Here is a 26,307-nt window from a genome sequence, read left to right as displayed (position 1 = left end):
CAAAAAATAGCGGAGCAGTAAGCTTTAATCAATACCGGGAATAAGACCACTTAAAAGCATCATGCCGAATAGCGAAAGTATTACCACGATACCTGTAGCAATAGCAAAGCTCAGCAGGAAGATGGCTGTTCGTTTCCGGGGCCTTGGTTGTTTTGGTATGGCACCATTCACATCAGCAGCAATAGTGCTGCCGGTTAAAAATCCATTGATAACAGCGGTAAAAAATAAAATGCCCACAAACAAAGCGAAAGCTATAAAAGGAAATAATAACAGGCTTCCCACTATTGCGGCCTGTAAAAAATGTACGGTCATAGAAAATCATTTTACGGTTTAATCAAAAACAAGGGCATTAATTCCATAATGTGCCATCCAGGCCTAAAACAATACCCAGCCATACACCCACGATGTATACCACTACGCTGATACTGATGGTAAACAGGCGGTTCCAGCCATTACACTTACGGCAGGTATCCATAAAGTGATAAAAAAGACCACCCATGGCACCGGCCAGGGGTACAATAAAGAGCGGCCGGAGCATCCAGTATTTTGACCAGTCCTTATCTATACTGTAGGGCATCATGAGGAATAAGCCAATCACTATAAAAGCCGGTATAGCACCTGCCAAAGCGCGGCGGGTGATTTTTGAAGGGTTTAATAATTCCGCCCAGAAAATGTGCTGTGTTTTCATTCGCCTGATTTTTATAAATAAAAAGTACTTTGAAATACAAAGTAAAATAAAATTAATTAACCCGTAAAATAATTTTTACAGGTTAACCAGGTAAAAGCCGCAGGTCTTATTCTTTCCGGTAATCAGGTATATTCAAGCCCAATACAATATCGCGCCGGCAAACCTGTACGCCATCCTGTAAAACAGTTTGTACCACACCATTGCCTGCACGGTTTTCCTGCGGGTATCTTTTTAAGTAAGGCGCCAGCAGGCTATCGTCCGTAAAATTCAGATCGTCGGAATAATATTCATTGGCCACATCCGGCTCCCTGATGGAATAATGAATATGCGCGGGTAATACATCGTTGGGGTAGGGAGCCGGCCGTATGGTATAAATAGTGTATTCACCTTTTTCATTGGTTTTTACCCAGCCACGCAGGTGACCATGTATTTTTGCTTTTGGGTCCATTCCCGGTTTGGGTGAGTAATACCCGTCATTATCGGTTTGCCAGTAGTAAATGATCACGCCGGGTGCAGGAGTCTTCCCATCCTGCTGAAAAACGGTGCCGTTCACGATCAGCCTTTGTCCTTTTTCAAACCAGCCCTCACTTGTGTCAGTGGCATCTACCTGTTTCGGCATGCCGGTGTACATTAACTCGCAGCCATCGCAACCGCCGCCTACAGGTTTATTTGAACGGGTGGCGGGACTTTGATTTTGGGTGCGGCTGTTACAGCTTATCAACAGGCAAAAGGCCAGTAACAGTTTACATACGATCAATTGCTTCATCTTTTTTTATTTCAAAATTGATGGTGTAACCGCCTGTTTTACAAATAAAATACGCTTACACGATGGTTTTACCCGGTAACCCGTTGAGGCGTATCAAAAATGGCTTTGAATGCAGGTGCATAATGCCGGCTTAACCGCAACTGTATGCCGGTGGAAAGGGTAAGGTCATAATCGCCGTTCAGCCTCGATTTATAAGCCACCACCTCCCGCACATTCACTATACAGGACCGGTGGATGCGTACAAATTGGGTATTGTCCAGTTTTTTCTCCAGTTGTTTCAGGGTGTCGGTATGTACGAATTTTTGCGTGGCCTGGTAAATATGGATATAGGGTGAACTGGCAGTGATGTATATTACTTCATCCGTTTTAACAATTACACGATTGCCTTTGCCGGTAGTAACCGTAAGGGTATGCACAAAATTTTGTGCGGTAGTTAAAACAGGTGCAGGCACGGTAATAACCGGTGTGGTTTGCGATTGCTGTACGAAAAAGCGGTTGATAAAGGGAATAACGGTATATCCCAAAGCCAAAACAATAAAATACTGTGGCAGGCCAAAGCCCAGGGTTTGTATATAGGAGAATGTATGCGGGAAAAAAACAGCGGATAATAACCAAACCAATGCCGGGTACACTAAAAGATGAATAATGATAAATGCCGGTATGGTGAGTATATGCAGGCCCTTATGTTTAAGTAACCTGGTTACACGGAGTTGTACATGCAGCAAGGGTATGAATAATAACCAGAAGGAGCTGAAGAGCAATGATTCAGAAAAATAAAAACCGCTCTGGCGAAACCCTGCTTCCGCATAATCCATGATAATGGTAACGCCGGCCAGCATTACTACAAGGGCGCTCAGGATGCCGGTTGATCTTTTGATTGTTAACGGTAAACGGCCAAAAACTAAATGAGTCATAAGGTTGTGTTTTATGATAGCATTGTTCAATAAAGTTACCATTTATCGAGCTGACAGGCACATGCTCTTAAAAAGAACAGGCGACCGTTACCGGCCGCCTGCTTTGCTACTAAGAATATATTGAATTAGCTATTGGGCATTTACCCTTTGTTTCTCCGTATCTGACCCTCCTGATTTCCTGGCGGCCAGTGATTTACCTTTATTGAAACGGTAGCTGAAAGCAATGCTCAGTACACGGCTGTCGAGGTAACTTAACCAGTTAGCCCTGGAATTGGCAATATTGCGAATATCACCGCCCGGCTGGTTGGTATAAAACATATCGCTCAGGTTGAGTTTAACCGTGCCCTTGCCCTTCCATATCTTTTGGGCTATGCCGGCACGCATTTGCCAAACCGGGATGGTAAGGAACTGGGCAACCAGTACCCTAGTCTGGTACGAACCGCTTAACTCGGCGCTAAGGTTTTTGGTAATAGTAAACTGGTTGGTTGGGCCCACATACCAGTAAAAACGGCTTTCATCCAAAATCTGCCCGTAAATAACCGATTTAAAGCCCAGGCTTTTCAACTCGGTATACAATTGTAAGGTCCACCATTTGGTGATAGGGAAAGTGCCGTTTACACTAATACCATAGGCGATCTGTTTGCCGAAATTACCGGGGCGGCTATAATAAATAGTACCACGCTGCTCATTGGTTTCCTGTATCAGGTTATTGGTAATGCTGTATTCCAGTGAAGTGGTCAGCATGTTTTTATACGTATGGGATAGTTCAAAATTATAGGAGAAGGTAGGCTCCAGGAAAGGGTTACCACCGTAATAAGTATACCGGTCCATGGGATAACTAAAAGGATTCATATCCTGGTAGTTCGGGCGGTCGATCCTGCGGCCAAAAGAAAAACTAAGCTGGTGGGTATTGGTGCTGTCAAAACGGTATAAGGCATAGAGGGTAGGGAACAGGCTGGCATAATTACGGGTAAAGGCCGAATCCTGTTTTTCCGGGTTACCAAACTGGTGCCCTTTAATATCGGTATGTTCAAAACGAAGACCGGCCTGCAAGGATAACTTTGTCCAGTCTTTTGAATAATTAACATAAGCTGCATTGATCAGCTCTTTATACTGGAACCTGTTGGAAAAATCATAATTGGGTGTATGTACATTATTTTCCACATCAAAAAAGTCGGCAATATTATCGGTATTCACATAACTGGCCTTATAACCGGCACCGCCTTTACCACCGCCTTTAAATGGTTTGGTATAATCCAGTTTGGCAGTTTTAATATTCAGATCGGCCGGTAAGGAAGAATACAATATGGTTTTCTCCTGCAATACATGATCGGGTGTAAAGATGGAGTTGGTCAGATTCTGTGTTTGTTTGGCGTTGTATTGTATATAGTCAAAGTTTGCTGATATCTCTTCGCCCTGTTTGTTGATCTTATAGGCATAGTTCAGGTTTACACTACCGTTGGTCCATTTACGTTTGGTGGGGTTACTGGCTTCCACCAGGCTGGTCACATTATCGTTATTGTCCAGCACTTTGGCATTATTGGTAAGCGGGGTAGAAGCGGGGTTGATAAAACCTGATAGTACCACACCCAGGGTTGTTTTATCAGTGAGGTAATAATCCATACCCAGGTTCATGTTCCTGCCTTTGAACTGGCGTTTGATATAGGAGTTCTGTGTAAAGCCGGAATTGTAGGAGCCGTTATTGTTGTAATAATAGCGGTTGATGGTCAGGTCCTGGTAAGTATTGTTTTCGTTGATGCTGATATTGGTGAAGAGGTTTATTTTATTAATACGGTAGTTCAGGTTAAAGCTGTTATTGGTGCGCATATATTTGCCTTGACCGTAACTAAGATTGATGCCGCCGTTGATACCTACGGCTTTATTTTTCTTTAACCTGATATTGATGACACCGGCATTCCCCGCAGCATCATACCTGGCAGGCGGATTGGTCATGATCTCAATAACATCAATAGAGCCAGAAGGCAGGGAACGTAAATAACCGGCCAGGTCGGCAGCAGATAAATAAGTTGGTTTATCATCAACAATCACCAGTACCCCGCTCTTGCCTTTTAAAGAAATATTGCCATCGGCATCCACCAGTATACCCGGTGATTTTTCCAATACCTCCAGGGCATTTGTGCCGGCATTGGTTATGAGGGCATCAGGGTTGATCACGGTGCGGTCGATTTTTCTTTCTACAAAAGGTTTGCGTGATGTTACGCTTACTTCGCCCAAGGCCTGTACATCTTTCTGTAAAATGATCCCGGGCAGTTGTACCTGGGGTTGCTCATTGGTAAGATGGATAACACTGCTGTAATATTTCTGGTAACCTAGCGGCGAAATACTCACCAGGTATGCACCGGTCTTCAACAGTTCAAACTCAAAACGACCGGTAGAGTCAATAAAACTGGTTTTAATAAATGCCGAATCTTTGGCAGCCAGTAAAGTGGCTACAGCGCCATCCAGTTCGGCCCGGGAAAAATTAGAGATGTTGCCGGTTATTTTACCGGTCTGGGCCTGGGTCATAAAGGCCGTGAAAAGAAAGGCAGTCAGGAAAAAGAGTCGCATAAAGTTGGTTTGTGAAAAACAATAATACAGTTTTTATATATTGTAATAATCACACATGTGTGCTATATTGATGAGCGGTAAAAACAAGCCCTGTTTTTGCTGAAACCCTTGCCACCACTGTATCAAAAGCGGACACTATGTTAACGGATTGTGAAAGAACTATGAAAGGAAATAATGGTTATTATGTAGCCAACAGCAGTAATTGAATGCATCGTCCCTTGCGTCGCACACTTGTACAGTATATCCCTGATCGGCATTAGGGCGGTAAGGAATTATAGTAACATGCTTAACATCGCCAAAGGCGATAGAATAAAGATTCGAAACTATAAGTTTCGAATAACGGTGTATGAACTATTTGTTGAAATACTGCTTATCCTTAAGCCTAAGTATATTATTACCTTTTAGTTCTAATAAAATACTATAGTCTTCATAATAATGTAGTCCTACAAGGCCCGTCCCATTATTTGCAATAGTTGTTTCTGTTATAATAAATCCGTTATCAAGTTCTATAAATCCTTTTTCACTCTCATCCTCATACCAAAGAAAATCGACAATTTTTCTGTTTTGAATGTATTTTAATTTATTTTCCTGGTACTCAATTTTGTAAGGGAGGTAATCTTTTATAGTTAATTTTTGCCCTAATAATCTTTTTATTCTTCCTAATAATGATCGCTTCTGTTGCAGATAACCAACGGCGATTGTTTCAATTGATTTATTGTCTTTGTTGACATAGTAAAGGGGAATGTCTGATAAATCTTCGAATAAGCTTTTGGCTGCAGGGGTTAAGCCTTTAATATACACATAGGTACTCTCTCCAAATGGAATGTCGATTACGATTGTATTGTCGAGTTCTATGAAACATTCGCCCTTGTCCAGTCCGCCCTGTTCAAGGTTAATAATGGAGTAAATATTTGTGATGGTCTTACCAACTAATTCTTCTATCCGCATAATATAGATCTTATTCGAATTGATTTTATGGTGTAAACTCCTTATCCTCTAAAACCGAAACCACATATTTCAACCATTGTGCATCCGGAATACTCCTGTCCATAAAATAATCAGGCTGTACGCCGATGCCGTCAATGGCCATACCGGGAATACGGAAGCTTTTGGAGAGGCAGTACCCCAGTTCAAACTTCTGGTCTGGCGATTTTACAAAATGCATATTGGAAATATCCAGCACACCAAAAGTTGATTCGCCGAAGATTTTTACTTTTTTACTTTGTTTGGCAGCCAGCAAAAATTGTTCATCGGTACTGCCATTGTTTTTATTGGCAATAATGGCCACCTGGGCAGGGTTAGGAAATACAGTATCCATTTTTTCAATATCCACATACCTGCCTTTTTTTAAGTGTACAAATTTACCCAGGTTCTCATTCAGCAATTTCAGGATGGCATGAACTTCCTGCCTGTTTTTTTCGGACAGGTTGGGAATTTCCAGGTAGGCTTCCATTCTTTTATTATTCAGCGGGGTAGATAAAAACTCCATATCCACAATACGTATCGGGTTGGTGTACAGCAAGGGAATGATATTATCGAAACTCACATCATCGCCACCGGTACCATTGCGGATATCGATCACCAGGTTTTTCCTGCTTTTGATAAGGGATGAAAATTCCCTGATCACACTATCAATAAAAGGTTTCTGCGCGCCACCAAATGAAGGTATCCTGAATAGCAGGGTTTGATCAGAAAGCTCCTGTATAAAAGGCTTGTCGGCGGTCATGGCCTTTACATACAATTGTATATCCTCATCTTCGGGATAAACGGGATAAACTCTTTGCAGTGTAATAGCGGGGGTCAGTCGGATCATATTTTTGCTTAGCCATTCTACTTTGCTGAAGTTGATGGGTGAAAAATCCCCCATGTAATAAGTACCGGTATTATCATCCTTCATTTCCATTTTCACCTGCTGGTATTTCCAGGATGGATTACCCGATTCAAGGATCACGCCTTTATAACCTTTATTTTGTTTAACAATACCAATGCTATAAGCGCCTGTTTTCCAGATGCCGGTAAATAACCCGCTGGTGTCAGTAACATGCATATTGCGCAATTGCGCTTCCGTTACCGGCAGTACAGGCCATTTGGTGATATTGGCCGACTGTGCGGGACCATTGCCCAGGGCCGAAATACCCAGATGCCCTTTCCTGAAAAACTTGAGCCATTCATTTAATACATCAGCACATTTATACTTGTCTTTGATGGGTTTTACTTTGGCTGTAAAAAGAGTATTGTGTTTGGCATACAGGTCTTTCCCTTTTTGTTCCAGCGCATATTGAAAGCCGGCATCATTTTTTTCAAAAGTTTCCTTTACCCATTTAAAAGTTTCGGTACAGTTACAGTCTGCCTGGGCGTATAAATTGTCAACTGTTTGCAGTAGGGAACCACATAATACCAGACCTGCGAAAAGGGACTTCATAAAGAGGGTGTTTATATTAAATAAAAAAATATATATAAATATTATGGCGGAAATGCCAGGGGTTAAAGATAGGAAGCTAATAAGAAATATGCATATTGTGGAAATGAAATGCTATTAATGAGATGTTTTTGGATTGAGGATGAGACGGGATCGCCACAGGCGATAGCATAAAGATTCGAAACTATAAGTTTCGAATAGCAGCATAGTAGCATAACAGCACAGAATGTTTATTCAGTGCGTTTTGGTAATTGCCGGCCAATAAACCGTTCATTTCCTAACAGGAACTGTATGGCCTGGGTTGTATTTTTCTCCAGGCTTTGCTGCGTTTTTAACATGGCGAGGTAGCGGATAATTTCTTTTTGCAGAGAAGGGGCCAGTGTTTTAAACACCGCATTAGCCTCCTTATTGGCCTTCAATGCTTTTACAAACAGTGGCGGAGGGGTGATATCACGGCTTTCATCATCAAAGGAAATGCTGATGTCTATGATCTCCCCGATCCGTTTAGGAGAATTTTTGAGCATGGTCGTATTAATATAAAGCCGCCATGCATTATCATATCTTACCAGTGTCTGCCGGTAAGCTTTGTTGTTTACCATGCCTTTTACCGGGATGCTCCCTTTCTCTTTGCCAGCCTGTTTGAATATTTTTTCAAGTATTGTATCCGGTACAAATACAAAGGGGTTGATACCTATGATATTTATTTCGGCTTTAAATGGTAATGGTTTGTTTAATTCCATTGCGGTATTATGAACCGAAAATTTACTAAATAAAAATCAGTAATTGCCAAACACGATAGAATAATTATTCAGTACAACAAGTTTCAAATATCAAGTTATCAAATAACAACATGTAGATACTTTTTTTATTGTCCTTATATGCCATTATTGCCAAAACTTCCACCACCTCTTTTTAGTTTTCGTTTTATCAATTATTAATGTAGAATTTGAATCTTTTGTCAAATCTATAGAAATAGAACCTTCTGAATCGACAACCCATAACGTTGAGTGCGCAATATTAATATTGTTTAAATTTAAAAAAGTATCAATTTGTTGATGTAAAAAAGTGCTTTTCGCTTTTTCCCAGTTTTGCTTTATCAGTTCCTCGGTCTCATCCTCAAAATAAAAATCGAATTTAGTTTTATAGTTCTGGGTTTGTGTTTGTTGGTTTAATCTATCGATTAGTTTTTGATCAGACAATGTGCCAAGAAATTGTTGCATAACGTTTTTTGGATCATCTAAAGTAACTCTTGGAACTGGAATTATACTAGGATCATCATTTTCAATCTTTTTCATCCTCTCAACAAGCGTGTTTGTCTGGGTTTTTGAATAATTAGTTGTTACATTGCCGGCAATATTCATTTCTTCGTCAAGCATAAAATAGTCAACGGCCATGATAGAGAAAAACTCTCTATCATGTTTGTCATAGTAAAAAAATTCGGTCAAACTACCAGTCGGCTGCTCAAAGCCAATTACTAACCAGTTTAATATTTCAGTAGAAGGAGTCATTTGTAATTTTATGTGATTTGTAAGGGTTACCTATTGTTGGCTTTGTCTAGTCAGAAGAAGAGCCATAAACGAGCACTATTTTATGATTGCCCGTAAACAAAACGTAACAATAGTCCCAAAAGACGGAATAACCCGGTAGACCATCCAGATATGGGTAAGCAAAATATGTTGTCTGTTTGTTTATTAATTGCCGGATATAGTCTATATAAGCTTGCTGTAGTGTTTTAAGTTTTAGTTCTTTTTTTCGGGTTAGTGTGAGTCCGGCTCCTTTATCACCGCGAAAGTTTAATTTATCAATAATATCATTAAATAACTCCTCTTTATTTAATGGCGATAAGGAATACTGGTCCGGGTTGCTATTTGGGTATTTCGTTTTAAATGAGTGTACGAAATCGCTAGTACCCTCTCCATTAAATATATCAATTCCAAGGCACACCTGAAAGTTGTGGCCATACATTAATTTTTCTATTTGTTTTATTATATTGTAAATACTTGCAGTCACTGGGTATAATAATTGTGTTTAACAGGCCTTCACCACACTGAACACCTTTTATAAGGCCAGTATTTACTTACAAGATAAAGAATGATATTGAAAAGATAGGGTGGTAAATAATGAGGGCTTTAGCTGTTAGAGACTTTGTTCGTCGATGAGTGTGATCGCCAAAGGCAATAGAATAAGCATTCGAAACTAAAAGTTTCGAATAGCGGAGTTCCGGATGGCAAGTTTTGAATAACCGGCTAATCTTACAATCCTTTTTTCATTATTTTTTCAGCGAGTTTAGGTGAAAACCGGTTGATCAGTTTAAGCAGTTTTGTTTTCCCTATATAACTTTCAAATTTATCAGAGCTGAAGTTGCGGAAGAATTCATCGGTTAATTGTTCAGGGGATATTTTAGACTTGCCTCTTCCTGCGGTCATAGGAGTATCAATTAATGCAGGAATGATCTCAAAAACTTTTGTATTGGTATTTTCTAACTGGTAACGAAGTGTTTTAGTAAAACTGTGGAGTGCCGATTTTGTGGCGCAATAGACGGGAGCCGATTTTTTGGGAGCTATAAAAAGCCCGCTGCTTATATTTACAACGGCACTGTTTTTATTTTTTAGCAATAAGGGTAAAAAAAGCCCTGTGAGCTTTAAAGGTGTTACGAGGTTAACCGAAATTTCATAGTCAATTTTATACATAAGGTCCGGTTCATCGGTAAAAGAATAATTGTATTGCACCGCGGCATTATTCACCAGGATATTCAGGCCCGGATGTTTTTGTTCAACAAATGAAACCAGTTGTTCAATTATGTTCTTGTCTGTTAAATCGCCTGCAAAGGTGATCATATCCGGGAATTCATTTTTTATTTGTTCCAGTTTCGTTTGATCTCTCCCGGTAATAATGACCGTGTTTTTATAATATAAAAACCGTTTTGCCAATGCTAGTCCAATGCCCGATGAGCCGCCTGTAATTAAAACGGTGTTACCTGAAGTGGTCATAGTTTTTTGTATTAATAAGTTTGTTACCTGTTTATATGGCGCCAGGTATACAACACGGTTACTACAAACCGGCTTTTACCTGGTAACATGGTAATAAGGCAAAATTGCAAACCGGCTCGCCATTTTCCATTTACATAGGTTGATAAATACTATTTACCGGAAAGCTTTTTCCTGATACGGCTTAATTGCGTAGGGGTTACGCCCAGGTAGGAGGCAATATGGTATTGAGGGATTTGTTGTTCCAGCTGCGGAAAGGTATCTTTAAATATCTGGTAACGTTTATCGGCATCCAGTAATACGATCTCAATTTCCCGCTGTTCTTTCTGAACAAAAAACTGTTCGGCTAAAACCCTTGCTCCACGTTCAATGTCAGGACAAGTGGGGAATAAATTCTGTATATCTGCAAACTTTGCAACCTGTATGGTACAACTGGTAAGTGCCTCTTGAAATATCTGGTTGGGCCTGCCGGTGATAAGTGAAGCGTAGCCACCGATAAAACAGGGGTTAACAAAAAAATGTTTGTTGTATTCAACCGCTTCATTGTTCCTGTAAAACGCCCGCATAATACCCCTTTCCAGGAAGCCGATCTCTTTTGCTATTTGCCCTTCCTTAATAAAATACTCACCTTTTTCCAGCTTTTTGGATGTAAACAAGGCCGAAAAGCGGGACCAGCTTTTGGCTGAAACCGGTGTGAGGGTATTAAAAAAAGCTTTTAAGTCGGTCATTTTATCTTTATGCTAAGTTTATAGCAGAGGTGTTAAAGTTCGGGCATGTTGTCGGGATAATCAATAGGGGTAGAAAAGGGTAGTTAAATAATAATAGGATCGCCATAGGCGATAGAATAAAGATTCGAAACTATAAGTTTCGAATAGCTGATTATATGCATTCGTTTCTCACCCTGATCTTATACGTTTCTAGTTTTTCCTTTAATGCTAACCAGGTGTTATCTCTTAAGGTTCCGGCAGGATAAAGTTTGTTTCTAAAGTCTTTTGTAATTACTCTTAAGCAATTAGGCATTTTCCCCTGCGTTTCAAATACAATTTCTTTTATATCAGTTATGTGATAAGCTTTTTTAGTCCAGAAGAAGTTATGGTTTCTGACTACAAAAAAGCGGTCAGAAACCTGAAAGTAATGCATAAGCCGGTAATGTACTAAAAACCAAAATATTGAAATAATGAATGCCAGGCCAGCTGACCCCGTCCGTTTACTGCTCACCAGCATATATGTGAGGTATCCAATGAAACCCCAAAGGGACAGGCCTCTCAGAGATGTAAAAACAGCTCCTTTGTAAGTTTCAAAGTACTCATAGGATAAAGAGCTTGTATCTGTTGGGCTTACGGCTAACTCAACAAAATTCTTTTTATCTATTACAACTTGTTTAAGAAATGATTTTATTTCCCAGGAATTGGAATACATTTCGTCGAAAATGTATTTTGTTTCTCCATTCTTAAAAGTCAGTGTCGCTGCTTCCATTGGGAATGCAATCAGATATTTAAACGGACGTTTCCCTGTTAACTTAAGATCCTTAATATCATTAAGAGAATAGACCTGGTCATTGAATTTGATAAAATCATTATCTACAGTAATTGTCGGTGCATTTTTAGCATAACGATACAAACTATAACCAGCGAAAGCATAACAGGCCAGGCTGAACAAAGGCATTAAATTTTCTGGAATTTTTAATGTTCCTTTATCAAGTTGATTATAGTAAACAAGAAGCAATAGAGTGGCTATTGCTAAAAAGAATAGTGTTGCTGCAATTATGGAGAAATAGAACTTAACAATATGTCTTTTGGAAATGATGGTGGTCATGAAATTAAAAGCAACACATACATTGTATGTATTATGTGCACTGCAAGATAAAAAATAATATTAACCAATACCCTGATTGTTAATAGTGCTGCGTTTTTCCTCTTGCCGAAAGGCTGCCGGATGCGCAGGGTTTAGTGCGTAACGCAGTGAAGCACCGCAGCCCGCAGCAGCCGGAACTGCAGCTGATAAGGATTACTGTAGCTCACAGCCCCAATTAGTAAGTAGATAGTAGTATATAGATTTTAGTATACAGGGTAAGCCGGTTAACCAATAACAATTAACCATTAACTACCACCGGCTTTTAGCTTTAACCTTTCAGCCTATCACAGCTCCTTCCTCAACCTGGCCACCGGTATATTCAATTGTTCCCGGTATTTAGCCACGGTACGGCGGGCAATATTGTAACCTTTTTCCTGTAGTAATTCGGTCAGGCGTTCGTCGCTCAGGGGGCGTTTTTTGCTTTCGGCTTCTATCAGGTCGCTCAGGATCTTTTTTACCTCGCGGGTAGAAACCTCTTCGCCGCTTTCGGTACTCAGTGATTCACTGAAGAAGAATTTTAACCGGTAGGTGCCAAACTCAGTTTGTACAAACTTACTGCTGGCCACACGGCTTACGGTAGAAATATCCAGGTTGGTTTTTTCGGCAATATCTTTCAGGATCATCGGGCGCAGGTTGGTCTCATCACCGGTAATAAAAAAGTCATGTTGGTGGTCCATGATGGCTTCCATGGTGCTTAACAAAGTATGTTGCCTTTGTTTAATGGCATCAATGAACCATTTGGCGGCATCAATTTTTTGTTTGATGAACAGTACTGCTTCTTTCTGGCGTTTATCTTTTTTGGCGCCACGGTCATACTCCTTCATCATATCGCGGTAGCCTTCACTGATACGTAGCTCCGGTGCATTACGGCCATTAAGGGTCAGCTCCAGGCGGCTGCCGTTGTTCTGTATAAAAAAGTCGGGAACAATATAACTTTCAGCCTTGTTCACCTCGGCCAGGTTGCCACCCGGCTTGGGGTTCAGCTTGATGATCTGTTGCATTACATCTTTCAGCTCCCGTTCTGTAAGGCCCAGGCCCCGTTGGATTTTTTCGTAATGCTTTTTGGTAAACTCGTCAAAGTATTTTTCAATGGCCAGGATAGCGGTATCAACATCTTTGCCTTCGGCTTTCTGGCGGTATAACTGTAATAATAAACATTCCGGCAGATCGCGGGCGGCTACACCCGCGGGGTCAAACTGCTGGATTAAATGTATAATACCTTCTACCTCCTGAACGGTGGCAACGATATTCTGGCGAAAGGCCAGGTCATCTACAATGGCCGATGTTTCGCGGCGCAGGTAACCATCCTCATCCAGGCTGCCGATCAGGTGTTCCGCTATTTTTTTCTGGGTTTCCTCCAGGCTAAGCATGCCTAACTGGAGGTATAAAGATTCGTAAAAGGTGGTCTCTGTTTTAAAAGGGAGTTGTTTGCCGTCATCCTCTTCGGGATAATTATCGTCGCGGGTACGGTAATCGCCTATTTCATCATCGCCTTCATGTACATATTCGCTCACATCCACGCTGTCATAATCTTCCGTGCTGCCATCCGCATCCTCATACTCATCGGCCTGCTCTGCAAACTCATCTCTCATTTCATCACTGTCATCGTGGGCGGCTTCATCCAGTTCCAGGGCGGGGTTTTCTTCCAGTTCCTCTTTAATTCTTTCTTCTAAATTGGCGGTAGGCACCTGCAACAGTTTCATCAGCTGTATCTGCTGCGGCGATAGCTTTTGTAAAAACTTCTGTTGTAATGATTGACTTAATGCCATTATCAGGAAGAGGGGTTTGTTTTAAAACGGTAAAATACAAAAAATTGCTCCTTCTATCAAAAATTAGGCCGTAAAATTACAAATAAAAAAATAAAATGAAATATGAAGCCAATTTTTATCTTTTTTATACTAAAAAGCTTGTTTTTTTCAATTATTTTTATTATGTAAGATATTTATTATCAATAAAATGTTTGAATAATTGTGTATAACCTTTGCAAAAATTTATTTTTTTAAAAATGTTTATAAAAAATGAGGCGAATCAAGCCAACTGGCTGTTTGTAGCATGACAGGCAGGTGTTTATGGGCGCTTATTCATTGACTAAAAGCCAGTTGCGGCACCGCTGTTTTACAGAAGTTTCTATCGCTGGGCTGCCACCACTAAACCATATGCCAATACATTTGCATTAATATTTACCACATTGACTTACTCATTACCCGATATCTGTTCCATTATTGGTGCTACCGCAAGTAGTGTCAGCGCTGCCATTATTACGGAAATAAGCTGGGACAGCCGCCGTATTATTACACCCGCCGGTACTTTGTTTTTTGCCCTGCATGGCGCCAGGCGCGATGGCAGGCAGTTTATTGCACAATTATACCAGCAGGGCGTTCGCAGTTTTGTGACCAGCGAGCCTGGCCTGGACACATTATATTCCGGCGCTGTTTTTTTACGGGTAACGGATCCTTTACAGGCTTTACAACAGTTAGCGGCTTATCACCGCAGCCGCTTTTCTTTACCCGTTATTGGTATTACGGGCAGCAATGGCAAAACCATTGTAAAGGAGTGGTTGTACCAACTGCTGCATTCACGGTATAATATTGTACGCAGTCCCAGGAGTTATAACTCGCAGATAGGCGTGCCGGTGAGCGTATGGCAGATAGAGCCGCAGCACAACCTGGCTATTTTTGAAGCCGGTATTTCGCAGCCCGGTGAAATGGAGAAGCTGCAGGCAATTATACAACCTACTATTGGTGTGCTTACCAATATTGGTGAAGCCCATAGCGCCGGCTTTATTAACCGGCAGCAAAAGCTGGATGAAAAGCTATTGTTATTTAAAGAAGCGGGGATCATTATTTACTGTAACGATAACGATGCGGTTGACCAGGCGGTACGTAAACTGCCCAATGCCCGTTTAAGCTGGGGGCATAATCCGGAAGCGGATATACTGGTGGTACAAAGCACGGCCAGCACCACCCAAACCCATATACAGTTATTGTATAAAGAACAACCTGTTGAGTTCAGTATTTATTTTACCGATGAAGCAGCCATTGAAAATGCCATTACCTGTGCTGCCGTATTGCTGGCCCTGGGTTGTGAGCCGGTTTTTATACAGGAACATATGTTGTTGTTGCAGCCGGTAAATATGCGGCTGGAGCTTAAAAAAGGCATTAACAACTGTGTACTCATCAATGACAGTTACAGCGCCGATATCAATTCCCTGCAAAATGCCCTGCAATTTTTATCGCAGCAAAGCAGTAGCCTGACCAAAACGGCTATACTTTCCGATTTTATCCAGGCTGCCACCGATGATAGTACGTTGTACGGGCAAATATTACAGGCCCTTCAGGAGAACGGGGTGCAGAAGCTTATTGGCATCGGCCCGGCCATTAGCCAGGCTTTACAGCAACGGTCTGCAAACCAGGGAATGGAATTGCAGTTGTATTCTTCTACCGAAAGTTTTATCCACCAGTTCAGGCCCTCGCAGTTCAAGGATGAAGCTATACTGGTCAAGGGGGCACGGATATTTGGTTTTGAACAACTGGTACCCCTGCTGGAACAGAAAGCCCACCAGACCGTACTGGAGATAAACCTGAATGCACTGATCAGCAATGTAAAACAGTACCAGCAACAGTTGCGGCCAGATACTAAAATAATGGCCATGGTAAAAGCCTTTGCCTATGGCAGCGGTGGCGCCGAAATTGCCGGCATCTTACAATTTCATAAAGTGGATTACCTGGGTGTGGCCTATGCCGATGAAGGCGTGGAGCTGCGTAAAGCGGGCATTACCCTGCCTATTATGGTAATGAACCCCGAGCCGGCCGCTTTTGAAAATATTATTACCTATAACCTGGAACCTGATATGTTCTCCCCGGAAATATTCCGGGCCTTCAGCGCTTTTGTAGCGCAGGAGGGGCTACAGCATTACCCGGTACATATAGAAATAGAAACGGGCATGAACCGCCTTGGCTTTTTGCCGGAACAATGGAAGGAACTGGCTATGCAATTAAGCCAAAGCTCCCTGTTAAAAGTTCAATCGGTGTTCTCGCACCTGGCAGCCAGCGAGGATGCGCAGGAAGATGCATACACATTTGCCCAGTTTGAAAAATACAACCAGGCAGTAGGGGTTTTACAGCAATACCTGCACTATCCTTTTATCAAACATATCGCCAATACATCCGCTATTGGCCGCTTACCACAATTACAGCTGGATATGGTGCGCCTGGGCATAGGTATGTACGGTGTGGGTAATATACCAGGCTTACAGCAGGTAGCTACTTTAAAAACAACAGTAGCGCAGGTAAAAACGCTGGAAGCGGGGGAAACAGTGAGCTATAACCGCCGGGGCGTTTTGCAGCGCACTTCCAAAATAGCTACCGTACGTATTGGTTATGCCGATGGCTATAACCGTAAATTAGGCTATGGCAACGCATATGTATTGGTGCATGGACAACAAGCCCCGGTAGTCGGCACAGTATGCATGGATATGACCATGGTAGATGTAACCGGTATTGCCGACGTGAACACCGGCGATGAAGTGGTTATTTTTGGCAAAGACCTGCCTATACAACAACTGGCCACCTGGGCGGGTACTATTCCCTATGAGATCATGACCGGTATATCGCAAAGAGTGAAACGGGTGTATTTTGAAGAATAGAGGTTAATTAGCTAATTTGATAATGTGCTGATATGCTAATGAAGGTATATTCAATTGTTTGTAATATATTTAAGGAGGGAGAGGTGAATTAAATATTTAGCCAATGAATATTTTTCAAAAAGCGTCAAGGTTTATCATCAGGAAAACATTTGCATTTTCGGTTCAATTAATCAGGTTTAGTAACAGCAGCAAAAGGGCTGATCTTAAGTTGGATGAGTTGCGAAACAGCCCTGTCGGAACGCTGGGTTATGATGTGGCAAAGTGTTTAGATAATAACAACCTGAAGTTTGTACCACATTTTGAAAGTCACGATCTCAAACATGTAATACTGGAATACAAAATGACCCCGGCAGATGAAATAAAGCTACAGGCTTTTATGCTGGGTAACGGCAATTATACACTGCCTTGTTTTGCTATTTTAACCTTTGGTATTATTTTATTACCTGATGAGTGGATGACATTTTATAATGAATATAAAAAAGGGAGGAAGGCAATACCTATTTCTTCCTGGACAATAGATGAACTGGCCAATACAAAGACAGATTTTTTACGTAATCAACTGTATATTAATTCAAGGTATATAAACAACAATCAAACATTCAGTATGAAAACTTTTGTAAAGTATTTTACCTTTGCTTCTGTAGTTGCCGGTATATTAGGCATGATCTTTTGCCTACCGTTTTTGTTTTCTGCAGACATTGCTGATCTGGTAGGAGCCGGGTTTCCTTTTATAGGCGGTTCTATATTAACGGTAGGCGGATTACTTGTGTTGTCTAACCTGGTCAGGAAAAATGTAAGTGAAGTAAAAACTGAAGTATAATCTCAATTCATAATTCAGCATTCATCATTCTCAATTCTCAAATCTGAAATCTACACTCCCAAATCTGAATTCTCTACTTCTTCCTCTTCACCAGCTTCGCCCTGATGATCACCACATCCTCCAACGGACGATCCCTGTCCTTGCCTTTACTGGTGGGAGTGGCGGCAATGCTGTCAACAATATCCAGGCCGCTTACTACTTCGCCAAAAACGGTATAAGTGCGGTCTAAGTGAGGGGTACCGCCGATGGTCTTATATACTTCGCGCTGGTCGGCAGGAATTTTAAAGCCTTTCAAGCGGTTGGTTTGTAAAGAATCCAGGCCGCCATCGGTAAACTTTTTACCCTGTACAATATAAAACTGGCTGCCGCTGCTGGCGCGGGCCGGGTTAACATCATCGCCTTCGCGGGCTGCGGCCAGTACACCTTTTTTATGAAAGAGGTTAGGGCGTAGTTCTGCGGGTATAACATAATCAGGACCACCTTCGCCCAGTGCTTTGCCGGCTGGTGCCGCTTTGCTGTCGGGATCGCCGGCCTGTATCATAAAATTATTGATCACCCGGTGAAATAATACCCCGTCATAATAATGCGCTTTTACCAGGCGTAAAAAATTATCGCGGTGTAAAGGCGTTTCGTTGGATAAACGTAATACAATAGTACCCTTGTTGGTTACCAGAGCAATATCACGTTTAAGGTCCTTGCGTTTTAATTTGGTCTTGTTTTGAGCGTTTACTGCCACACTGCAAAAGCATACCAGGCCAAGGAATAAAAATTTCAACAAAAAACGATGGGGCATAAGTAGGGGTTATTCACCATGCTCTGCAAAATAGAGCAGTACATGGTCCTTTAAAAAATTTTCCTGTTCAATGGGGTTCATTACCGGCATGGGCTTTAATTGTTTAAAGTGCGGCCAGCCATCTTTATCGGTTCCTTCCTGTTCGTAATAACCACTGGGGGTAAGCAGTTTACATACCGCCACATGCATCAGGTCCTGCTTTTGTTCTTTGGAGAACTTTTCTTTTATATCACCGAACTCCTGTATACCAATTAAAAATAAAATGGTTTCCATATCGGGCTTTTTACCGAAACGTTCCACCAGTTTGGCTTCCAAAGCCCACCATCTTGTCTGAAGATCATCTTGTACTTGCATGATGCAAAATTAGTAGTTCGTGGTTAAAAGTTCATAGTTAATGGTCCATCGTTAATAGTTAACGCCAAATGCAGAATTATGAATGCTGAATGATGAATGTCACATTCCCTACTACTAATTGCCAATTCTCAATTGTCCCTTGTCCATTGTCAACTGCTTACGCTTCCAGCGCCTCATTCAAAAAATTAATCAGCGGCTGTATGGTCTCAAAAGCCTGTACCGTTTGTTTCAGCAGGCCTTTGTCGGTAAGTTCTTTATCGCTGATATTGGTCATGGTAATAAAACTTTTTAGTTTCAGGTATTCAGCGGCGGGGTTATCCGCTTCATAACCTTTGGGCACCCGGCTCAGCGCAATACCTTCTTCTTCAGACAGGCCACCGTAAATAGTTTTAAAGTTTTTTGCGTTCAGTATTTTCTGAAAATCCTTCAGGTTATAATCGATCTCCTGGCGCACTTTCTGGAGGTCGGCGGGCATAGGCTGCCATACACCACCCCCGATAAAACTATTGTTGCCCGGCTCCAGGTGAAAATAATAACCGGCCAGTACCGATTTTTTACCGCCCTTGTTCAGGCTTACGGCCAGGTTACGTTTGTAGGGTGTTTTATCCTTGGAAAAACGAATATCACGGTTGATCCGGAAGATGCATTCACGGGCAGTCAGGCTGGCAATATTGGCGTCTTTTTTACCAAATACTTTTATTACTTCATCGGTAAACTGAAGGAAATCGGTCTTAGCGGCGTCATAACGATGGCGGTTCTCATCAAACCAGGGTTTGTTATTGTGTTTTTGCAGGTCTTTTAAAAACTGTAATGTGGCAGGTTGTAGCATAATCGGGTATAATAAAAAGAAATAAAATAATTGTTGTTACCAAAAATACAACAGTTATCCGGGCTATAAAGCGGTGCAGAAGACAGATTTTTTTTATTTTGCCCTGCAAATAGTTTTCTTTTACGGAATATTAGCGCAACAGCGCCCCTCAAGCCGCCGTTAACCAGCAGACTGCCGGTTTATTTTTTGTATTTTATTGCATGATATGCCTGATAGTAATTTTAGTTTTTTAAAAAATGTTTTGCTGCATAGCTTAACTGCCTACGGTGGTCCGCAGGCACATTTTGCTATGATGATGAAAACATTTGTAAAGCAAAAAAACTATATTACCGAAAACGAGTTGCTGGAGTATAATGCGCTGTGCCAGTTATTACCCGGTGCTTCCTCTACACAGATCATTGCTTTGGTAGGCTACAAACGTGGCGGCCTGCCACTTGCTATACTCACGTTAATGATATGGGTGCTGCCGGCCAGTATTTTTATGGGGGCTTTATCCTTTCTGTTGCACATGATTGATAAACGGGATATTGAGACCGACCTGTTTAAATTCATTGCACCCATGGCCGTAGGTTTTTTATTATTCTCCTGTTTAAAAACATTCCCGCTGGCTATAAAAAACGGCGTCAGCTGGATCATTATGATACTGGCTTCGGCCATTACTTACTTCTTCTTTCAATCGCCCTTTGTATTCCCGGCTTTAATAGTAGCAGGTGGCATTACCACCAATATCACCAATAAACGTAAGCCTGAGATCATTGCCGAGCGCAGGAAGATACAATGGAATAACCTCTGGTTGTTCATTGCCATTTTTGTGGTGGCGGGTGTGTTGAGTGAAACGGCCAGGCGGCAAAACTGGGAGTATCGCAAACCCATCAACCTGTTTGAAAGTAATTACCGTATGGGCAGCCTGGTATTTGGCGGCGGCCAGGTATTAATGCCCATGATGATGGAGCAATACAGTATACGCCCCGAAGCGGTAAGGCACCGTAACCCCGATGTAATACAGATTGATAAAGCCGATATGTACACCGGCATGGGACTGGTAAGGGCTATGCCCGGCCCTGTTTTCTCCATTGCTTCCTTCACCGGCGGTATGGCTCTGCGTGATATGGGTAACACACCTACGCAGCGGGGTATTATGCAGGCTGTGGGCTGCGCTATTGCTACCGTGGGTATTTTTTTACCCAGCTTTTTGCTGGTGCTTTTCTTCTTCCCCATCTGGAATAATTTAAAAAAATATACAGTCATACACCGCTCGCTGGAGGGCATTAATGCGGCGGTACTGGGCATCATGATCGGTTCTACTTTTTATATGATGAAGGATATATCCATTACCGATGCCAATGTTTTAAGTGTGCTTAACCTGGGGGTGATTGTTGGCACCAGCCTGCTGCTTTTTTTTAGCCGTATACCGGCGCCGGTAATTGTATTGGTTTGCCTGGGCCTGGGTTACTGGTGGATATAAGCCGCTATGGGCAACCGGTTCACTGTCAACCTGTTTTCCAAAATATTTTTTGTTTTTACAAAAAAAGTGTATTCTTGCAGTAGGAAAAGCGGCTGATAACTATTGTTTCCCTCGTTATAGCTCATCAGAAACCTGCCGTTTCCTTCAAAAAATTTCAATCAATTTTATTTTCTCAGATTTATTCCCTTCATTTTGAATTGTTTTTAACTTCAAGACTATTGTATGTATGACATTTCGCAATTGAACGATATGATCGTTCCTGAATTGCTCGACATTGCTGAGCAATTGAAAATCCCTAATCCTAAGAAACTGGACAAACAAGAGCTGGTGTACAAAATTTTAGATAGCCAGGCTGCTTCCGACGCAAAAACTGCGGCCCCGGAAGACAAAGGCAAACGTAAACGAATTGCTAAAGTTTCTACCTCCACCGGTACTACCGAAGAAGCCATTATCGAAAACACAGGCGAAGAAAAACCTGCTGAGAAAAAAACAGCTCCTGCCAAAAGAACACCGATAAAAAAAGCCAGGAAAAAAGCAGAGTCAGCCGAAGAGGAAACAACCCCTGAAAAAGCTACCCCGGAAACGGCACCCGTAACAAGAACACCCCAGGAAATACAGGCCGCATTTATACAGGAAGCATTTGCCGCTGCTGAAGCCCAGGCCGAAGAACAACAGGCACCTGCGGCTCCTACAAGACCAGCATTCCAGAGAAGAGAACAACAACAACCCAGTTTTAATATAGAATTTGACGGTATTATTCTTTCCGAAGGTGTATTAGAAATGATGCCCGACGGATATGGATTTTTACGCTCATCCGATTATAACTACTTATCATCACCCGATGATGTGTATGTATCACCCTCACAAATAAAATTATTCGGTTTAAAAACCGGTGATACGGTGCAGGGTAGCGTACGTCCGCCGAAAGAAGGTGAAAAGTATTTCGCTTTACTGAAAGTGGATTTTATCAATGGTAAAAGCCCTGAAGAAGTAAGGGACCGTGTACCATTTGATTACCTGACCCCGCTTTTCCCTTTCGAAAAATTAAACCTGTTTACCCAGCCCAGCGATTACTCTACCCGTATTATGGACCTGTTTACCCCTATTGGTAAAGGCCAGCGTGGATTGATTGTAGCACAGCCCAAAACTGGTAAAACCATGTTGTTAAAAGCAGTAGCCAACGCTATTGCTACTAACCACCCTGAGTGTTACTTGATGGTAGTACTGGTTGATGAACGCCCGGAAGAGGTGACCGATATGGAACGCAGTGTAAAGGCCGAGGTAATTGCCTCTACCTTTGATGAGCCTGCTGAGAAACACGTGAAAGTATCCACCATTGCTTTGCAAAAAGCAAAACGTTTGGTGGAGTGCGGTCACGATGTAATTATCCTGTTAGACTCTATTACCCGTTTGGCCCGTGCACACAATACTGTAGCGCCTGCATCGGGTAAGGTATTATCGGGTGGTGTGGAAGCCAACGCCATGCAAAAGCCCAAACAATTTTTTGGTGCAGCCCGTAAAATTGAAAATGGCGGATCCTTAACCATTATTGCAACAGCATTAGTAGATACCGGCAGTAAAATGGACGAGGTGATCTTTGAAGAATTTAAAGGTACCGGCAATATGGAGTTACAGCTGGATCGCCGTTTAGCCAATAAACGTATGTATCCTGCTATCGACCTTACTTCATCTTCTACCCGTCGTGACGACCTGTTACTGGACAGGGATGTATTACAGCGTATGAACTTACTGCGTGTTTACTTAACCGATATGAATACGGAAGAAGCCATGCGTGAACTACTGAACCGCATGAAAGGAACCAAGAGCAATGAAGAGTTTTTGGCCAGTATGAACCGGTAAAAAATTAATGATTTATACTATTGAAGCCATCGTGAATACGGTGGCTTTTTTATTGCTGTTGAGTTTTATGAATGGACAATTGACAAGTGACAATGGACAAATGAGAATTGACAGTTGACAATTAGGAATGGGCAATAGAGGATTTGTTATTCATAATTCATCATTCATAACTCATCATTCTTCTCAGGAGGTTTTTCCTTTAAACGTGGCATAAATAGCCATAGCATGCCCGTGTCCCAGTTCAAACTCTTCTTTAAGCCAGTTGGTAACTTCTGTGGCCTTGGTTTTGGGATTCAGTTCGCCTTTAACTATAAATCCTTTTTTCTCGGCCAGCTTTTTAAAATCAGCAGGCGTTTTCCCGGTTTTGGCTTTGATGTTATCAATATAGGCTTGAAACGACATGATAGGGTTGTTTTATAAACAATTTAATAAAAAAATACTATCAATGGACAAGTGGCAAATGACAGTTGACAATTAGCAATGGGCAATTGGCGATAGGCAACGAGCCATTCAAAATTCATAACTCATCATTCAAAATTCTTCACTCCCCACAAATCGTTAACACTAAACTTATAACTTACTACTCACAACTTATTACATAAAATACTACCTTTGCATTCTTCAACAAACAAATAAAAAGAGCATGTAGGATTTAATTTCTTTCTGATGGACATAGTCACCGGCTGATCACAGAGCCGCTATTGTTAACTTCTAAAAGAAATTTGTCATGCTTTTATTGCAGCACATTTCCTATACACATCCTGATAAAGAGTTGTTATTCAGCAACCTGAACTTATCCGTAGCCACAAAAGATAAAATGGCCCTTATTGGTAATAATGGTGCGGGCAAATCGGTTTTACTTAAAATTATGGCGGGTAAACTAATGCCCTCATCCGGCAAGGTAATAACGGAAGCAGCGCCTTATTATATACCCCAGTTGATGGGCCAGTACAATGGTATTACCATTGGCGAAGCGCTGCAGGTGCAGGATAAAATACAGGCTTTGCAGGCTATTATGGCCGGTGATACTAGCGAAGAAAATTTTACCCGCTTAAATGATGGCTGGACCATTGAAGAACGTTGTACCGAAGCACTGGAATACTGGCAGCTACCCGGCATGGCGCTGGATACACCCCTGGCTTTATTAAGCGGCGGGCAAAAAACAAAAGTATTCCTGGCGGGTATCATGATACACCAGCCGGAATTTGTATTGCTGGATGAGCCCAGTAACCACCTGGACGATGCGGCCCGGCAACTGCTGTATAACTTTATACAACACTATACCGGCACTTTGCTGGTGGTGAGCCATGACCGGTATTTATTGAACCTGCTGGATAGTGTGTGCGAATTGAGTAAAAAAGGCCTCACTCTCTATGGCGGTAACTATGCTTTTTACGAGGAGCAGAAACGTATTGGTATGCAGGCTTTGCTGAATGATGTACAGGCCAGCGAAAAAGCCCTGCGTAAGGCAAAGGAGAAGGAGCGGGAAACCATGGAGCGCCAGCAAAAACTTGATGCCCGTGGTAAAAAAAAGCAGGAGAAAGCCGGTGTGCCCACCATTATGATGAACACCCTGCGCAACAGTGCCGAAAAAAGTACGGCTAAAAGCAAACAGGTACATGCCGAAAAAAAGGAGGGCCTGCAAACGCAATTGCAACAGCTGCGCGATGAACTGCCGGAGGCCGATAAAATGAAATTTAATTTTGATAATGCCGCTTTGCACAAGGGTAAGGAACTGCTCACCGCCACTGGCATTAACTACCAATACGGCGAACAATGCGTATGGCCGCAACCATTAAGCATACAATTAATAAGCGGCGACAGGGTAGCCCTAAAAGGTGGTAATGGTTCCGGCAAAACCACCCTTATTAAGCTAATACTGGGGCAGCTGCAAGCGGCCACGGGCAAGCTGGTACAGCATATAAATGGCAGCGTGTATATTGACCAGGACTATTCCCTGCTGCACTACCACCTGTCGGTTTACCAGCAGGCGCAGCAGTTTAACCATACCGGCTTGCAGGAGCATGAAATTAAAATAAGGCTCAACCGGTTTTTATTTGGAAAGGACTTTTGGGACCGGCCCTGCAGCGCTCTTAGCGGGGGCGAGAGGATGCGGTTAACCCTTTGTTGCCTGGCTATACTGAACAAGGCGCCGGACATGATAGTGCTGGATGAGCCTACCAATAACCTGGATCTGCAGAATATTGATATACTCACGCAGGCCATCAGCGATTACCAGGGCACTTTACTGGTGGTATCGCACGATCAGTACTTTTTGGAGCAATTGCAGCTGAACAAGGAGATAAGGCTGTGAGTAAGGATGATATACAACAAGCGGGCCTTACTGTAGTAAAGCCCGCTTGTCATTATGGAGTAGCTAATGTATTAATCGGCTAAAAACTCAAAAGTATCAAAGATAGATCTGGCGGCAGCCCTGTTCTCTTCAAACTTCTTTTCGGCGGCCAGGTAGGTTACCGTGTATACCTTGCCTTTGTAAATGGCTTTAAAGCTATCGGTTAAAAAAACCTCTTTGCCCTGGGTTATCTTGCCTTTGATGATCCACCATTCCACGCCTTTTATTTTTTCAAACTTCGATTCTTCAATGGTAAAAGAAACCTTGTCGGTATTCTGCGATTTGGCCATCTTGGTTTCTACCTCCGATAGTTTTTTAATATCGTGTTTCTCGTAACCCTCGGCCAGTTTGGTAATTTCAATCTTTATCATGGAGGGTTTGAACAGGGATGAGCCGGGGCCGTTGATGCATAACTCGGCCTGTTCCATGCGGTTGATCTTCCACTTGACGGGGTAGGTGATCATAAAAATTTTATCGGAGGAAATATGGGTTTTGGTTTCCTGTGCCAGGGCTTTGCTTAAGGGAGCAAAAAATACGGCGCAGAGAAATACAAAAAGGGGCAGGGTCCTGTTAAAGGACGGGGCGGCAGAAAAGTTCATGTGTTGGTGGATTTGGTAAAATGATTATTAACACAATAAAATTAGCGGGCGGCTGCCATAAAACAAACTTTATTTTTTAATTATATATGAAATTTTTCAAATGGTTACGAGGGCTGCCGCCCCGGCCTGTAGTTACTTGTTTAACCCCGTTTCCTCCCCGGCCGGGCTAATCTCCAGCCGGCCATGGTTACAGGTAATAATAACGGCCTGCCCGGGCCGGAAGCCGTACTGCTGCAGCCATTTGCCGCTAAGCAGCAGGCTGGGGTACACAACATTATACTGGCGGTATACATGGGGGCCGCCACGGGCAAAACTTTTGCCCTGTACGGTAACGCGGCGGGTTTGGGTGGTTAGCCAGGTAGTTTCGGGTATTTGCATACGGTGGTGTTTTTA

25 protein-coding genes are annotated in these 26,307 nt (G+C 42.2%); 5 read left to right on the top strand and 20 right to left on the bottom strand.

Annotated features, from left to right (window positions below; translation table 11 throughout):
- Positions 1-24 precede the first annotated feature (24 nt).
- The 14 genes from ACFS6H_RS02770 to rpoN all read right to left on the bottom strand — a co-directional run bounded on the left by ACFS6H_RS02770 (position 25) and on the right by rpoN (position 13,965).
- Complete coding sequence (locus ACFS6H_RS02770) at positions 25-312, bottom strand: hypothetical protein (protein WP_386094986.1); 288 nt, start codon at positions 310-312, stop codon at positions 25-27.
- Between the two features lie 37 nt (positions 313-349).
- The gene (locus ACFS6H_RS02765) at positions 350-688 is read right to left on the bottom strand and encodes a hypothetical protein (RefSeq protein ID WP_386094984.1); all 339 of its coding nucleotides are present in this window, start codon (positions 686-688) and stop codon (positions 350-352) included.
- A gap of 106 nt (positions 689-794) precedes the next feature.
- Positions 795-1,454, bottom strand: a complete 660-nt coding sequence (locus ACFS6H_RS02760; protein WP_386094982.1) for a dioxygenase family protein — start codon at positions 1,452-1,454, stop codon at positions 795-797.
- 68 nt (positions 1,455-1,522) lie between these two features.
- On the bottom strand, positions 1,523-2,368 hold the full coding sequence (locus tag ACFS6H_RS02755; RefSeq protein ID WP_386094980.1) for a LytTR family DNA-binding domain-containing protein: 846 nt from the start codon (positions 2,366-2,368) through the stop codon (positions 1,523-1,525).
- Between the two features lie 129 nt (positions 2,369-2,497).
- A complete protein-coding gene (locus ACFS6H_RS02750) occupies positions 2,498-4,936 on the bottom strand; it encodes a TonB-dependent receptor domain-containing protein (protein WP_386094978.1) in 2,439 nt (812 codons plus the stop codon).
- Between the two features lie 351 nt (positions 4,937-5,287).
- On the bottom strand, positions 5,288-5,884 hold the full coding sequence (locus tag ACFS6H_RS02745) for a hypothetical protein (RefSeq protein WP_386094976.1): 597 nt from the start codon (positions 5,882-5,884) through the stop codon (positions 5,288-5,290).
- 25 nt (positions 5,885-5,909) lie between these two features.
- Positions 5,910-7,358, bottom strand: coding sequence for a S41 family peptidase (locus ACFS6H_RS02740; protein WP_386094974.1), 1,449 nt, complete (start codon positions 7,356-7,358; stop codon positions 5,910-5,912).
- Between the two features lie 227 nt (positions 7,359-7,585).
- On the bottom strand, positions 7,586-8,095 hold the full coding sequence (locus ACFS6H_RS02735; RefSeq protein WP_386094972.1) for a YdeI/OmpD-associated family protein: 510 nt from the start codon (positions 8,093-8,095) through the stop codon (positions 7,586-7,588).
- A 144-nt stretch (positions 8,096-8,239) separates the two neighbouring features.
- Positions 8,240-8,863: a hypothetical protein gene (locus ACFS6H_RS02730; RefSeq protein WP_386094970.1), complete on the bottom strand. Its 624-nt coding sequence runs from the start codon at positions 8,861-8,863 to the stop codon at positions 8,240-8,242.
- Positions 8,864-8,909: 46 nt separating this feature from the next.
- Positions 8,910-9,365, bottom strand: a complete 456-nt coding sequence (locus ACFS6H_RS02725) for a hypothetical protein (RefSeq protein ID WP_386094968.1) — start codon at positions 9,363-9,365, stop codon at positions 8,910-8,912.
- 242 nt (positions 9,366-9,607) lie between these two features.
- Complete coding sequence (locus ACFS6H_RS02720) at positions 9,608-10,345, bottom strand: SDR family oxidoreductase (RefSeq protein WP_386094966.1); 738 nt, start codon at positions 10,343-10,345, stop codon at positions 9,608-9,610.
- A 149-nt stretch (positions 10,346-10,494) separates the two neighbouring features.
- Positions 10,495-11,070, bottom strand: coding sequence for a Crp/Fnr family transcriptional regulator (locus tag ACFS6H_RS02715; protein ID WP_386094964.1), 576 nt, complete (start codon positions 11,068-11,070; stop codon positions 10,495-10,497).
- A 151-nt stretch (positions 11,071-11,221) separates the two neighbouring features.
- Complete coding sequence (locus tag ACFS6H_RS02710) at positions 11,222-12,157, bottom strand: hypothetical protein (RefSeq protein WP_386094962.1); 936 nt, start codon at positions 12,155-12,157, stop codon at positions 11,222-11,224.
- Positions 12,158-12,480: 323 nt separating this feature from the next.
- A complete protein-coding gene (rpoN, locus tag ACFS6H_RS02705) occupies positions 12,481-13,965 on the bottom strand; it encodes an RNA polymerase factor sigma-54 (RefSeq protein ID WP_449343071.1) in 1,485 nt (494 codons plus the stop codon).
- A 419-nt stretch (positions 13,966-14,384) separates the two neighbouring features.
- On the opposite strand from rpoN, the gene ACFS6H_RS02700 reads away from it, so the two are divergent.
- On the top strand, positions 14,385-16,841 hold the full coding sequence (locus ACFS6H_RS02700) for a bifunctional UDP-N-acetylmuramoyl-tripeptide:D-alanyl-D-alanine ligase/alanine racemase (RefSeq protein WP_386094960.1): 2,457 nt from the start codon (positions 14,385-14,387) through the stop codon (positions 16,839-16,841).
- 103 nt (positions 16,842-16,944) lie between these two features.
- Positions 16,945-17,661 (top strand): hypothetical protein, encoded by a 717-nt coding sequence (locus tag ACFS6H_RS02695; RefSeq protein ID WP_386094958.1) that lies wholly within the window; start codon positions 16,945-16,947, stop codon positions 17,659-17,661.
- 73 nt (positions 17,662-17,734) lie between these two features.
- Here the strand turns inward: ACFS6H_RS02695 and ACFS6H_RS02690 are convergent, their stop codons facing one another.
- From ACFS6H_RS02690 to ACFS6H_RS02680, 3 genes are all read right to left on the bottom strand, one after another.
- The gene (locus ACFS6H_RS02690; protein WP_386094956.1) at positions 17,735-18,454 is read right to left on the bottom strand and encodes a peptidylprolyl isomerase; all 720 of its coding nucleotides are present in this window, start codon (positions 18,452-18,454) and stop codon (positions 17,735-17,737) included.
- A gap of 9 nt (positions 18,455-18,463) precedes the next feature.
- On the bottom strand, positions 18,464-18,808 hold the full coding sequence (locus ACFS6H_RS02685) for a hypothetical protein (RefSeq protein WP_386094954.1): 345 nt from the start codon (positions 18,806-18,808) through the stop codon (positions 18,464-18,466).
- 157 nt (positions 18,809-18,965) lie between these two features.
- The gene (locus ACFS6H_RS02680; RefSeq protein ID WP_386094952.1) at positions 18,966-19,637 is read right to left on the bottom strand and encodes a DUF2461 domain-containing protein; all 672 of its coding nucleotides are present in this window, start codon (positions 19,635-19,637) and stop codon (positions 18,966-18,968) included.
- Between the two features lie 205 nt (positions 19,638-19,842).
- Between ACFS6H_RS02680 and ACFS6H_RS02675 the strand changes: the two genes are divergently transcribed.
- Positions 19,843-21,102, top strand: coding sequence for a chromate transporter (locus ACFS6H_RS02675; protein WP_386094950.1), 1,260 nt, complete (start codon positions 19,843-19,845; stop codon positions 21,100-21,102).
- Between the two features lie 222 nt (positions 21,103-21,324).
- Entirely contained in the window at positions 21,325-22,962 is a 1,638-nt protein-coding gene (rho, locus tag ACFS6H_RS02670; RefSeq protein ID WP_386094948.1) for a transcription termination factor Rho, read from the top strand.
- Positions 22,963-23,145: 183 nt separating this feature from the next.
- Here rho and ACFS6H_RS02665 read toward each other — a convergent pair whose 3' ends face one another.
- Complete coding sequence (locus tag ACFS6H_RS02665) at positions 23,146-23,364, bottom strand: DUF4287 domain-containing protein (RefSeq protein ID WP_386094946.1); 219 nt, start codon at positions 23,362-23,364, stop codon at positions 23,146-23,148.
- 325 nt (positions 23,365-23,689) lie between these two features.
- On the opposite strand from ACFS6H_RS02665, the gene ACFS6H_RS02660 reads away from it, so the two are divergent.
- Positions 23,690-25,276: an ABC-F family ATP-binding cassette domain-containing protein gene (locus ACFS6H_RS02660; RefSeq protein WP_386094944.1), complete on the top strand. Its 1,587-nt coding sequence runs from the start codon at positions 23,690-23,692 to the stop codon at positions 25,274-25,276.
- Between the two features lie 71 nt (positions 25,277-25,347).
- Here ACFS6H_RS02660 and ACFS6H_RS02655 read toward each other — a convergent pair whose 3' ends face one another.
- Positions 25,348-25,914 (bottom strand): hypothetical protein, encoded by a 567-nt coding sequence (locus tag ACFS6H_RS02655; RefSeq protein ID WP_386094942.1) that lies wholly within the window; start codon positions 25,912-25,914, stop codon positions 25,348-25,350.
- A 132-nt stretch (positions 25,915-26,046) separates the two neighbouring features.
- Positions 26,047-26,292, bottom strand: a complete 246-nt coding sequence (locus tag ACFS6H_RS02650; RefSeq protein WP_386094940.1) for a SymE family type I addiction module toxin — start codon at positions 26,290-26,292, stop codon at positions 26,047-26,049.
- Positions 26,293-26,307 lie beyond the last annotated feature (15 nt).

It is taken from the genome of Terrimonas rubra (assembly GCF_042686025.1).
Taxonomy (GTDB): domain Bacteria; phylum Bacteroidota; class Bacteroidia; order Chitinophagales; family Chitinophagaceae; genus Terrimonas; species Terrimonas rubra.
The sequence above is the reverse complement of the archived record's forward strand: the minus strand, read 5'-3'. Positions and strand labels throughout refer to the sequence as shown.